This window comes from Mesoflavibacter zeaxanthinifaciens subsp. sabulilitoris (genome assembly GCF_014191595.1).
Taxonomy (GTDB): Bacteria; Bacteroidota; Bacteroidia; order Flavobacteriales; family Flavobacteriaceae; genus Mesoflavibacter; species Mesoflavibacter zeaxanthinifaciens.
Genome location: NZ_JACHWV010000004.1, coordinates 267,593 through 279,801, shown reverse-complemented (window position 1 = coordinate 279,801; position 12,209 = coordinate 267,593). Strand labels below are relative to the sequence as shown.

Here is a 12,209-nt window from a genome sequence, read left to right as displayed (position 1 = left end):
ATGATTACCTATATCATTCAAATAATAGCTTTTCAACTTATATTTTTATTGGTTTATGAAGCGCTTTTAAAAAAAGAAACGTTTTTTAATTACAACCGTTGGTATTTATTATCAACTTCTGTATTGTCATTACTCTTGCCTTTTATTAAAATTGAAAGTTTTACTAAAACCTTACCAAGTAAATATGTAGTTGTTTTACCAGAAGTTGTTTTAGGTAACGTGAAAAAAACACCACAAATAATTACAGAAGCTTCAACTATTGCCAATAAAACCTCATGGTTAACGCTTAACAATATTATCATTTTAGGTAGTTGTATTGCATTTTTAATTTTTGTCTTTAAACTATCTAAACTTTTAAAATTATGGGCAAAATCTAAAAAAGTAAAGTCTAATGGATATCAAATCTTATCACTGCCAAATACAACTGTTGCTTTTTCCTTTTTTAACTATGTGTTTATTGGTAATCAACTAACAGAACAACAAAAAGAAAGTATTTTGGCACATGAGCTTATTCATGTTAAACAAAAACACAGCATAGATTTATTATGGTTAGAAGTATTAAAAATTGCGCTTTGGTTTAATCCTTTAGTATATGTCTACAAAGCATATTTAATACAAGTGCACGAATATATTGCCGACCAAAATGCCATAAAAACCGTCAATAAAAAAGACTATTATCAACGTTTATTACAGCAAATTTTTGATGTAAAATCGTTGCCTTTCGTCAATCCATTTTTTAAACAATCATTAATCAAAAAACGAATTATTATGTTACAAAAATCAAAATCAAAACCAGTCTATTTAATTAAGTACTTGCTACTAATACCAATGATTACAGCAATGTTGGTGTATTCTTCATGTTCTCAAGACGAAACTAATAAAGCAAATACAGAACAAACTACATTAACAGAAGAAGAGTTAGTGCAAATGTATTTGAAAGAATATAGGAGTAAGTATAAAGATAATATTGAAAAATTGTTTTCAGAGAACAAGACAGATTATAATAATTACTTAAACACTTTAGATCAATATGCAAGACTTAAAGCTAAGTTTTTGTTTATGGCAGAAGACCATAAGGAAAGAACTGGTGAAGATTCAAATATTCTAAAAGTTATAAAAAATGAAACCTATCAAGATTATCTTAATAATAAAAAAACTCAAGAAGCAAAGGATAATTGGGTTGGCAATCCAAAAAGAGGTACTTTAAGATTATTAGTAGAAGATTTAGATGATTTAACTACTGAAGAAGAAGCATTGAAACAATCAAAATTAGCGCAAATAAATAAAGAAGAATGGTATCATGCTTTGGTAATATCTGATGGTTACAGACATATTAAAATTGAAGTTAGAGAACCAAAAGGCGATTACATTCATGATACAAATAACGAAATAGATGTCCCTTTTAGTGTTATAGAACAAGTCCCATTAATTGAAGGTTGTGAAACATTAGTTAATCTTAAAGAACAAAAAGAGTGTTTTTCAAATAAAATTAACGAGCATGTTATGAAAAACTTCAATACAGAACTAGCTAATAATCTAGATTTAGAAAAAGGTGTAAAACGCATTTTTGTAAGCTTTAAAATAGATGTTAATGGAGATGTAGTAAATGTAAAGGCTAGAGCACCACATAAAGAGTTAGAAGAAGAAGCTATTAGAGTGATTAATTTATTGCCAAAAATGATACCTGGTACAGATAAAGGTAAACAAGTTAATGTGCCTTATAGCTTACCAATAACCTTTAAAGTAGATTAGTAAATTCACTTTTAAATAGTTAAAACCGAAGTTTTCTGCTTCGGTTTTTTTATGGTCAACATCTAATAAATATACAATTATCAAGTAAAAATCGTATTTTTCGGCGATACTTGTTTAATATGAAGCAAATAGCAATTTTTTTTATATTCCTTGTGTTAGTGTCTTGTCAGTATTTTGAAGCTAAAAAGACATCAAAAGATGCTATTCTAAAAAAGGAATTAAAAACATTTAATTGGAACGAAGTAGACACGTATCCAAGCTTTCCTGTTTGCGATTCTTTAGACACATTGACTAATAAAAAACAGTGTTTTGAAACTACGTTAGCCAACCACATAAGTACACAATTAGCTAAGCAAACCTTTGTAGTAACTCAAGATATTAACGATACTATTGTTTTAGAACTATTAATTACAGAAAAAGGACAACTACAAATAAAGCAATTTACAGCAGATTCTTTAACGCTTGCAGAATTACCAAACATAAAACAAGTTATAGAAACTAGTTTAGATAGTTTACCTCCAATTTATGCAGCAATAAAAAGAGGTCAACAAGTTAAATCACAATTTAAATTACCTATTATTCTTCAGGTTAATTAACACAGTCTTGCGATTTTAAGACATTTAAAGCTTTAAGAATTACCAATTATAATTATTACTTTGGGAATTTTAAAGCAAACTTTTTCATCAGTCTTAAAATTTCAACATACAACCAAATAAGTGTTGCTAATAATCCCCAAGTCGCAAGCCATTCTTTGTATTTTGGAGCGCGATGTTTTTGTCTTTCAATAAAATCAAAATCAAGTAATAAAGATAAAGAAGCAAAAACAGCAGCAAAAATATTAAAACCAATAGCAAACCATGATGTGCCCCAAATAAAGCTTTTAATACCAAAAAAACTTAGTATCCAAGAGATTAAATAAGTAACAAAAATGCTGGCACAAACTGTAATAATAATACTTCGTAATTTTTTGGTTACTACTATTATTCGTGTTTGATATAGTAATAACATTACAAAAAAAGTAACTATCGTAACACCAACAGCTTGATAAGGTATTTCAGGGAATTTAGCTTGCGCGTATGCAGTGATTCCGCCAAGAAAAAAACCTTTTGCAACAGCATATAAAGGCACTAAAATATGTGCCCAATGTTGTCTTACAGATAAAACTATACTAATAATCAGTGCTGCAATTCCGCCACCAGGAGCAAACCATTTTATGTTTGTTCCTTGCGTATGTAATTTCCAAATACTAACAACAATTGCGGTAATTACAATTAAACAATATACAGTTTTTAGCATTATGCCTGTAACTGTCATTTTTTTAGGGTTGGATTGGTTGTCTTCCCAAAAATAACGGTCAAAAACAGGATTAGAAGTTTTATCTAAAAAAGCCATTATAAGTTAAATTTGTAACCAAGAGCAAAATCTGTAGAAAAGTGATCACCGTTTTCTATAAAGGCAGCAAATAAAGAGTCGTAAATAAATGTAATATATCCGTTGCCAACTTTAAAGTCTGCACCAAGACCAAAAATTAAAGGTGCATCAAATTCTGTGTTAGACACTTCATTAGTTACAAAAGTTCCTGGGTTTTCTGGGTTTTCTATCACAAATGATGCATCTACCTTTGTTAAAGTTGCAAACTTGGTTTGAGCGTACATATTAAACCCATTTGTATTAACAAATCTAAATCTATAACCTAAAGCTAATTGTGCAGCTTTATAATCAAAATTATCGGTTTTAGAAGTGTATCTAAAATTAACAAAACCAGCATGTTTTGGTTGTGGTTTATCTTGAACCAATTCTAATTCGGTACCAAAAAACACAGCGCTTTCATTTTCTGGATTGGAAGTAAAAGGATTGTTGGTTAAACCGCCAAAAACACCAAGTCTTGTTTTAAACTTAACTTTTTGTTCGGTAGACACATAAGTTTCATCTTGACTTACATTGTATTTATTGATAAACTGCTTCAAATCAAATAATGTAAATTTAGTTTTAGACGCATCCATGTCAGTTAAATCAGCAAGTGTCGCTTGGTACTCGTTTTGATATTTATTATTCTCGTTTTTTGTGTTTTTAAGTTCTGTAATAGTTTTGTCTTCGGTTTTGACAAAATATCTAAATTGCCCATCAACAGATGTCCAAAGTAGATCTAAAGTACCTTCTACTTCAGTGTCTAATTTTAAAGATTCGCCATTAACAGAGTAGGTTTGTTGTGCAAAACTTAATGTTGAAACACATAAGCTTAAAATGAAAAGTAAACGTTTCATAGAGATTGTAATTTGGTTGATTGCTAAAGTAGAAATTTTTAAACTAATAAACTATTTCTTAAAACGTCTGTCTTTCCATTTGTAACTTGAAAATGAGCCAACAACAGCAATGTAAACACTAAAAAAAGGATACAATAAACTTGACGGTAAATAGTATTTTAATGCTTGTTCTTTACTAAAAAACACACTTGTTTTATAAATTAAAAGAAAATCTATAAGCAGCTTTAAAAGAAATGAATAAATAAAGGTCTTAAAATGAAATAACCCTAAAACCATTAACACAAAACCAATGACAATTACTGAATTAGCTAGTAAAACCATTAACCCAACCAACTTAGCAAAATTATTATTGTAGTTAGATGTTTTATTAGCCCAACGTATGCGTTGCGATAGTAAACTTTTAAAATCTGGTTGCGGTATTGTCTGCACAATAGCATGGGTGCTTTTTAAATATCTAACAGAATTTTCATCTGTTTTTAAAGCTTTTTCCATTAAAAAAATATCATCTCCGCTTGCAATGGTATCATTGCCTTCAAAACCATTCATGCTATTAAAAAATGATGCTTTGTAAGCTAAATTAGCACCATTACATAAAAATGGTTTACCAATACCAAAACCAGCAATAGTACTTCCTGTTAAACTTAAAAAATCTAAAAGCTGAAAGTGTTTTAAAAACCCATTAACTTGATGATAAGTCACTGGTCCAACAACCATTTTAACATCGTTTTGTTGGATAAAAGTATCAAAACTATCTAGCCAATATTTTGGTAAAACACAGTCGGCATCGGTTGTGATAATCCAATCATAGTTACTAATTTTTATTGCTGAAGAAATCGCATCTTTTTTAGGCGAATTGGATTGTCTTTCGTTTTCAATTAATGTAATGTCCAAAGCTGAAGTTGTAATAAACTTAGTAACAATATCTTTTGAAAGATCTTCAGAATCGTCATTAACTAAAATGATTTCAAAAAGCGAAGCTTGGTAATTTAACTGTGCAATAGAATTTAATAGCGTAGGCAAATTTTCGGCTTCATTTCTAAAAGGAATAACTACCGAAAACTTTATTTTTGCAGGAATATCTTGCAGTTTAAACTCTGATACTTTGTCAATTGCAAAAGCAAATTTTCCTATTAAAAATAAATACAAAAGCAATATAACAACTGTAATAACAAGCATTAATTATGGTTTTTTAGAACATTAAAGTTAAGTACATAGTAACTACCCAAAACGCTAGGCAGTGCAAAATTAAGTAACCACATTAATAAAATACAGCTTAAAATAGGTAATTGGTTAATATCAGCTAGCCCAAAAACATACAGCGCAACACTACCTTTTATCACCACATCAAATATTGAAATTGTTGGAATAATTGAAGCCAATAAATACATGGATGTAATTAAAATCATGGCGTCAATATAGTTTAATTGAATCTCAAAAAGTGTCAAAATAAAATAAAACTGAAAAGAAAATACAGCATATCGTAACACCGATAATAAAAGTCCAATACCTAAAAATTTCGCACCTAAGTTTTTAATGTAATTAATCACCTTTTCAAAAGAAAAACCTTTAATCTTAAATCGGTTTTGTTTAAAACCAAATACAGCAAACAAAGCAATTAAAGCCAATAATATTAAAGCTCTAATAAATTGATAACCAATATTGACTTCATAATTATGATATAAAAAAATAAGCCCAATTACACCTAAAATAACAGTAACACTCATTTGAAGCATATTACTAATTAGGTTTAAAAGCAGTACTTTTTTGCGATGCGTTTTTGCAAAGTAAATCGCTTTTGCGCCGTATTCGCCAATACGATTTGGTGTAAAAATAGATGCAGTTAGAGCACCTAAACTTTGCTCAGTCGCTTCTAAAAAATTTATTGTTTTAATTTTTGAGATTAAAAATCGCCATTTCAAAATTTCTAAAAACCAATTAAGGCTGCTTAAAAACACTAAAAAAATGATGTTTTTTGTTGAAAACAGCTTGTTTTTGTCTAGAAAATTTAAAAAATCTTCAAATTTTAATTCCGGATTATTAAGTAATTTTTGATAAATAAAGTAAAAAGCGCCAACAACTATACTTAATTTGATAAGTACAAAAAAGAATTGCTTAGTTTTGTAAGGTAAGCTACTATTCATCTTATTTTTTCTGAAATGCTTGCAAAATAAACTAAAAAACACACAATGTTATCAAGATTTAAAATCATTTGTTTGGTTGCTTTTTTGATGTTTGGATTAACCACAGTAAAAGCACAAATAGAAACTAGTAAATGGAAAGCTTTAATTGCTGTAGGTGTAAATAGCCCAAGTCAAGATGGATTTGTAACGCCTTTTGAGGCTGATGGATTAAATTTTCCGACCATAAATTTAGGAATTCAGCATATGTTTACTAATCAATTAGGAGCTAAAGTAGATTTTGGGTATAATAGATTTGTAAATGCCGATAATACACCAGATTTTAAAGTAAACTATACACGTGTAAATGCACAGTTTGTTTATGATGCTACACCAGATTTTACGTTTTTACCATTTGGTACAGGTGTAGTTTTTCATGTTGGTCCTGGTTATTCTATGATAAAACCTTTAGATGCTTATGGCGATAATAAAACGTCTTATTTAAATGCTATGGGAGGAATGGAATTTCATTACGGAATAAGTAGAACTGTTTCTGCATATATCGACGCATCTTATATTATGGGATTTGCAAGCGATTTCGATCCTATTACAGAAGGTTATGGATCTTTTAACGGTAATTTATTAACCGTAACTGTTGGTGTTGCAGTTTCTTTAAGCGGTTGCGCAACTTGTAATTAATGGCAAAAGAACAAATTATATTAGGTATTGATCCCGGAACAACCATTATGGGTTTTGGCTTGATTAAAGTTGAAAATAAAAAGATGAGCTTTTTACAACTTAACGAGCTAGATCTAAAAAAATACGACGACCATTACTTAAAATTGAAATTGATTTTTGAGCGTACTATAGAGCTAATCGATACACATCATCCTGACGAAATTGCTATCGAAGCGCCTTTTTTTGGTAAAAACGTACAAAGTATGCTTAAGTTAGGTCGTGCGCAAGGTGTTGCTATGGCGGCAGGTTTAAGTAGAGAAGTACCAGTTACCGAATATTCGCCAAAAAAAATTAAAATGGCAATTACAGGTAATGGTAACGCCAGTAAAGAGCAAGTTGCAAAAATGTTGCAAAGTTTGTTAAAGCTAAAAAGTTTGCCAAAAAACTTAGATTCTACAGATGGTTTAGCAGCAGCAGTTTGTCATTTTTACAATCAAGGTCGCGTAGAAATTGGTAAAAGCTATTCGGGTTGGGCAAGTTTTGTAAAACAAAACCCAACAAAAATCAATAAACAATAAACAGTTATCAATGTCTAAACAAGCAAATAATCCTTTAGCTGATAAATCTTATCAATTAGCTCTTCAAATTGTTAATGTTTATAAAGAATTAACTAATTCAAAAAAAGAGTTTATCTTATCTAAACAATTATTAAGATCTGGTACGTCCATTGGAGCTAATGTTACAGAAGCAAACGGTGCAATATCAAATGCTGATTTTTCTGCTAAAATTTCAATTGCTTATAAAGAAAGCTTAGAGACTAAGTACTGGTTAAGCTTACTTAAAGATTCAGATTTTTTAAGTAAAATAGAGTTTGATAAATTACACTCAAACACTGACGAACTATCAAAAATATTATTTTCAATACTTAAAAAAACAAGAATAAATAAAATACCTTAACTGTTAGTTGGTCACTAATCATTGATATCTGATAATTTGTAAATTGACTACTGCTAATTGTTTACTGTTAATTGTTTATTGACAACTGATATGTCCGGCATCTACATTCACATACCATTTTGCAAACAAGCATGTTATTATTGCGACTTTCATTTTTCGACCTCGTTAAAAAAGAAAGATCAATTAATTTCTGCTTTAGCAAAAGAGCTTCGACTTCGTAAAGATGAATTTAAAAACACAACTGTAGAAACTATCTATTTTGGCGGTGGTACACCAAGCTTATTATCAATTGAAGAATTACAATTTTTAATAGACACGATACATAAAAATTACTCATTAGCAACGTCACCAGAAATCACATTAGAAGCCAATCCTGATGATCTGTCTGAAGAGAAAATTGTAGAATTATCCCAATCACCAATTAATAGACTAAGTATTGGTATTCAATCTTTTTTTGAGAAAGATTTAAAGTTGATGAATCGTGCTCACAATTCCGAAGAGGCAAAAAAATGTTTAGAAATTGCAACCCAATACTTTAACAATATTAGCTTAGATTTAATTTATGGGATACCAAATAGTACATCGCAAGAATGGTTAAATAATATTGAAATGGCTCTAAGTTTTGGTGTACCACATATTTCAAGTTACGCACTAACTGTCGAGCCTAAAACAGCATTAGCTAGTTTTATTGAGAAAGGAATAATTGAGGATGTTGATGATGAGGTTGCACACAAACAATTTCATCAACTAATAGAAAAACTAGATGAAGCAGGTTTTGAGCATTATGAGCTTTCTAATTTTGCAAAACCAGGTTACTATAGTAAAAACAATAGTGCCTATTGGTTAGGTAAGCCATATATTGGTATTGGTCCATCTGCACATAGTTTTAATGGGCATCAACGTGCTTGGAATGTTAAAAATAATTCCATTTACATCAAAAAAATTGAAGCCAACCAATTGCCTCTAGAGATAGAAACCTTATCACAAAATGATAAGTATAATGAGTTTGTCATGACTGGATTAAGAACAATTTGGGGCGTGTCATTATCAAAAATAGAAGACAAGTTTGGGCTTCATTATAAAAATTTCTTAATAAAAGAGGCTCAGTTTTATATCAATGAACAATTATTGTATATTGAAAAGGACAGCTTAAAAGCTACAAAAAAAGGAAAATTTTTAACTGACGGAATAGCAAGTGAGCTATTCATGTTAAATTAATTAGATGAAAACAGTAATTACAATAAACACTATAAAATACACAATAGACTTATCTAAACCTTTAGATATTTCTATGTCAATTAGAGGATCAAAGGATAACGCAAATGCATGGTATATTGAAGAGCCTAAAATTGAACCAGCGCAAATAGGCGAGTGGACTGCAAGTGTAAAAGAAGGTGCGTCTATTAACTTTAATAATATTCAATTTAATCCGCATGCACATGGTACGCATACCGAGTGTGTTGGACATATTACCGAAAAATTTTATAGCATTAATAAATGCTTAAAAACTTTTTTCTTTAGAGCAGAGGTAATCACTGTAGCACCAGAAAAAATAGACGAAGATTATGTGATATCTAAATCGCAATTAAAATTTTTACTAAAACAACGTAAGCCAGAAGCATTAGTTATTCGTACAATGCCAAACACAAAAGATAAGCTTTCTAGACAATACTCTAATACTAATTGGCCTTACTTAACCGAAGATGCGGCAGAATTTATAAAAAAAATAGGTGTACAGCACCTTTTGGTAGACTTACCAAGTGTAGATAAAGAAAAAGACGATGGTAAATTATTAGCGCATAAAGCGTTTTGGGATGTTAATGGTAAGATTAGAAAAAATGCCACTATAACTGAGTTTATTTACGTGAAAAATAAAATTCAAGACGGTAAATACATTTTAAATTTACAAATCGCACCTTTTGAAAACGATGCTACACCAAGTAAGCCTATTCTTTATAAAATAGAATAAAATGAAATCTGTTTTAAAACTAGAAGAATTATTACAATTCGCATTAGGTATTTACTTGTTTTCTACCTTAAGTTACACTTGGTGGTGGTTTTTGGTATTAATTTTGTTACCTGATATTGGTATGTTAGGTTATTTAATAAATACAAAAACTGGAGCATTAACTTATAATGTGTTTCATCATAAAGGATTAGCTATTTTAATCTTTTTAGTAGGAATTTATTTTGAAATCGAAGTCGTGCAGTTAACAGGAATTATCCTATTTTCTCATGCGTCTTTAGACCGAATTTTTGGATACGGACTTAAATATGCAGATCATTTTAAAAACACACATTTAGGACATTTATAATGGAAATTTTTATCTCATTAATCATTGGTGGACTTGTTGTTTTAGCAATATCTACCTATGTAAAACATTTAAAGAACAAAAAAAGAGTTTCATCACAATCGATAATTCTTTTAGATAAAATTAAAAAAGTTTGCAAGTTTATAACAGTAGAAGGTGACTTTGCAGAAATCTATCATTACGAAGATGTAAAAGAACGTTTTTTAAAACTAGTCTCAAGTCGTAAAAAAGCATTGGTAGTTATTAATGCAAAAGCTCATGTAGGTTTTGATTTTAATAAAATAAACTTAGAAGCAAACCAAAATACCAAAACAGTTATAATCAAAAGCTTTCCTCAACCAGAAATATTGTCTATAGAAACTAACTTAAATTACTACGACAAAAAAGATGGTTATTTCAATAAGTTTGAAGCAGCAGATCTTACAGCTTTAAACGAAGAAGCGAAACAACATATCCTAGAAAAAGTTCCAGAAAGCGGCTTATATAATGTTGCCAAACAAGAAGCTTTAGAATCTTTACAATTAATAGAAAATATTGTTGAAACTATTGGTTGGACATTAGATTATCAATCCTTGACTATTCATTCAGAAGAACAACCAAAGTTAACAAAATAACATTTAAACGTTAAAAAATGTAGTTTTGACGTTCATTTCATCGAAAATCGAATAAAGAATTCGTTAATTTGTCTTAGTTTTTTTACCTTAAAGAAAAGTTAATTAAAATTTGCTATTATGAACAGATTACTACTTTATTTAAATGAAACCCTAGAAAGTTTAGACATTCCGCCATTAACCAAGGTAGAAACTAAAAACTTAAAAACAAAAAGGAATAACACCTTAAAAAAAATCAAGCAACATAAAATTGAGTCTTAACTCTAAACATGAATTTAGAGCAGGTTTATCAATATTGTCTTCAAAAACCGCAAGCAGAAGAAACATTTCCTTTTGATCAAGATACATTAGTTTTTAAAGTATGTGGTAAAATGTTTGCGTTACTTCCATTAGAAAAATGGGAAGCAGGACAAGGCTCCATTTCACTTAAATGTGATCCAAAATATGCTATTGAGTTACGTGAAGAATATGATAGCATAAAAGCCGCATATCATATGAATAAAGCACACTGGAATACTATTTATTTAAGTAAAAACGAAATAACTTACGACTTACTTTGCGATTTAATAGATCAATCATATAGTTTGGTAGTCAGTAAATTAACAAAAAAACAACAAAGCCAATTAAACATAAATAACAATTAATCTATAGATATTTAAGTTTGGTCTAACAAAAAGGGCTAAACGTAGAATAAAATTAAATTTTAGAATAACCATAAGTTAATTTTGCATAAAAAAATGATTAATGGTTAATAAAGGTCTATATCAATCGCATAGTTGCCGTAGTCTATCAACAACTTCTTACAAGCCTTTATACTGTAGTATGCAGCAACTACAATGTATAGATTTAATAGAAGATTATCTAATAAACAAGCAGCAACAGCAACATGTTAGAGGGTTATTAAAGGATTTAGAGCAAACAAAATTATTAGCTCAAAAAAATACTTTGAGAGCTTTAAAATTTTGTAAGTAATTTTTTACGACATTTTATTACCATTCGTCGACACTTAATCGCTTTTGACCTTTAGTTTAAAAGCATTAAACGAAATTAAATTTATGTCTAATACTAATGTTCTACCTTTCGAGAATTATAAATCCCTCGATATGAAAAATAAGTTAAATATCTTATTGATAGAAGATGATATGATCGAAATCATGAAGTTGAATAGAACAATCTCTTCTTTAAAATTAAATCATAACATTGTTGAAGCTAATAATGGAGAAGAAGCTCTTAAAATTTTAGAAAAAAAAGACAATCTACCCGATATAATTTTGTTAGATTTAAATATGCCTAAAATTAATGGTATAGAGTTTTTAAGTATCTTAAAAAACGATGAGGTTTTAAAATATATACCAACTATAATTTTAACAACATCTAATAATCAAAAAGACCTGTTAGAATGTTATAAAATAGGTATTGCTGGATACGTAATTAAACCGCTAAAATACGAAGATTACGTTAGTAAAATAGAAAGAGTATTAAACTATTGGAGTGTTAACGAGTTGATAGTAGTATAAG

Annotated in this window: 16 protein-coding genes; 12 read left to right on the top strand and 4 right to left on the bottom strand. The window is 29.3% G+C overall.

The genetic code is table 11. The annotated features are described in order from the left end of the window. Together FHS04_RS07770 and FHS04_RS07765 are read left to right on the top strand one after the other, a co-directional pair. Complete coding sequence (locus FHS04_RS07770) at nt 1-1,752, top strand: M56 family metallopeptidase (protein WP_106679823.1); 1,752 nt, start codon at nt 1-3, stop codon at nt 1,750-1,752. Nucleotides 1,753-1,871: 119 nt separating this feature from the next. Next, nucleotides 1,872-2,348 carry a hypothetical protein gene (locus FHS04_RS07765; RefSeq protein WP_106679825.1) on the top strand — a complete coding sequence of 159 codons (477 nt, stop codon included), beginning with the start codon at nt 1,872-1,874 and terminating at the stop codon, nt 2,346-2,348. A gap of 55 nt (nt 2,349-2,403) precedes the next feature. On the opposite strand, the gene FHS04_RS07760 is transcribed toward FHS04_RS07765, so the two are convergent. From FHS04_RS07760 to FHS04_RS07745, 4 genes are read right to left on the bottom strand one after another with little or no spacing between them, the layout of a single operon-like run. Then, the gene (locus FHS04_RS07760) at nt 2,404-3,144 is read right to left on the bottom strand and encodes a Bax inhibitor-1/YccA family protein (protein ID WP_106679827.1); all 741 of its coding nucleotides are present in this window, start codon (nt 3,142-3,144) and stop codon (nt 2,404-2,406) included. After that, nucleotides 3,144-4,016 carry a hypothetical protein gene (locus FHS04_RS07755; RefSeq protein WP_106679829.1) on the bottom strand — a complete coding sequence of 291 codons (873 nt, stop codon included), beginning with the start codon at nt 4,014-4,016 and terminating at the stop codon, nt 3,144-3,146. The genes FHS04_RS07760 and FHS04_RS07755 overlap by 1 nt, the downstream gene beginning before the upstream one ends. A gap of 51 nt (nt 4,017-4,067) precedes the next feature. After that, nucleotides 4,068-5,192, bottom strand: coding sequence for a glycosyltransferase family 2 protein (locus tag FHS04_RS07750; protein WP_106679830.1), 1,125 nt, complete (start codon nt 5,190-5,192; stop codon nt 4,068-4,070). Then, nucleotides 5,192-6,157 carry a lysylphosphatidylglycerol synthase domain-containing protein gene (locus FHS04_RS07745; protein WP_106679832.1) on the bottom strand — a complete coding sequence of 322 codons (966 nt, stop codon included), beginning with the start codon at nt 6,155-6,157 and terminating at the stop codon, nt 5,192-5,194. Before FHS04_RS07745 ends, FHS04_RS07750 begins: the two co-directional genes overlap by 1 nt. 45 nt (nt 6,158-6,202) lie before the next feature. On the opposite strand from FHS04_RS07745, the gene FHS04_RS07740 reads away from it, so the two are divergent. From FHS04_RS07740 to FHS04_RS07695, 10 genes are all read left to right on the top strand, one after another. Further along, nucleotides 6,203-6,832, top strand: a complete 630-nt coding sequence (locus FHS04_RS07740) for a cell envelope biogenesis protein OmpA (protein ID WP_106679834.1) — start codon at nt 6,203-6,205, stop codon at nt 6,830-6,832. Further along, nucleotides 6,832-7,389, top strand: coding sequence for a crossover junction endodeoxyribonuclease RuvC (gene ruvC, locus FHS04_RS07735; RefSeq protein ID WP_106679836.1), 558 nt, complete (start codon nt 6,832-6,834; stop codon nt 7,387-7,389). Before FHS04_RS07740 ends, ruvC begins: the two co-directional genes overlap by 1 nt. A 10-nt stretch (nt 7,390-7,399) precedes the next feature. After that, entirely contained in the window at nt 7,400-7,768 is a 369-nt protein-coding gene (locus tag FHS04_RS07730; RefSeq protein ID WP_027880921.1) for a four helix bundle protein, read from the top strand. A gap of 90 nt (nt 7,769-7,858) precedes the next feature. Then, nucleotides 7,859-8,986, top strand: coding sequence for a radical SAM family heme chaperone HemW (gene hemW, locus FHS04_RS07725; RefSeq protein ID WP_106679838.1), 1,128 nt, complete (start codon nt 7,859-7,861; stop codon nt 8,984-8,986). Nucleotides 8,987-8,990: 4 nt separating this feature from the next. Next, nucleotides 8,991-9,737: a cyclase family protein gene (locus FHS04_RS07720; RefSeq protein ID WP_106679840.1), complete on the top strand. Its 747-nt coding sequence runs from the start codon at nt 8,991-8,993 to the stop codon at nt 9,735-9,737. Nucleotide 9,738: 1 nt separating this feature from the next. Then, the gene (locus FHS04_RS07715) at nt 9,739-10,083 is read left to right on the top strand and encodes a DUF4260 domain-containing protein (protein WP_106679842.1); all 345 of its coding nucleotides are present in this window, start codon (nt 9,739-9,741) and stop codon (nt 10,081-10,083) included. Beyond that, nucleotides 10,083-10,694 (top strand): DUF4230 domain-containing protein, encoded by a 612-nt coding sequence (locus FHS04_RS07710; protein ID WP_106679844.1) that lies wholly within the window; start codon nt 10,083-10,085, stop codon nt 10,692-10,694. The genes FHS04_RS07715 and FHS04_RS07710 overlap by 1 nt, the downstream gene beginning before the upstream one ends. 117 nt (nt 10,695-10,811) lie before the next feature. Then, the gene (locus FHS04_RS07705) at nt 10,812-10,952 is read left to right on the top strand and encodes a hypothetical protein (protein ID WP_155912676.1); all 141 of its coding nucleotides are present in this window, start codon (nt 10,812-10,814) and stop codon (nt 10,950-10,952) included. 8 nt (nt 10,953-10,960) lie between these two features. Further along, on the top strand, nt 10,961-11,335 hold the full coding sequence (locus FHS04_RS07700; protein ID WP_106679846.1) for an MmcQ/YjbR family DNA-binding protein: 375 nt from the start codon (nt 10,961-10,963) through the stop codon (nt 11,333-11,335). 459 nt (nt 11,336-11,794) lie between these two features. Further along, nucleotides 11,795-12,208 carry a response regulator gene (locus FHS04_RS07695; protein ID WP_027880928.1) on the top strand — a complete coding sequence of 138 codons (414 nt, stop codon included), beginning with the start codon at nt 11,795-11,797 and terminating at the stop codon, nt 12,206-12,208. Nucleotide 12,209 lies beyond the last annotated feature (1 nt).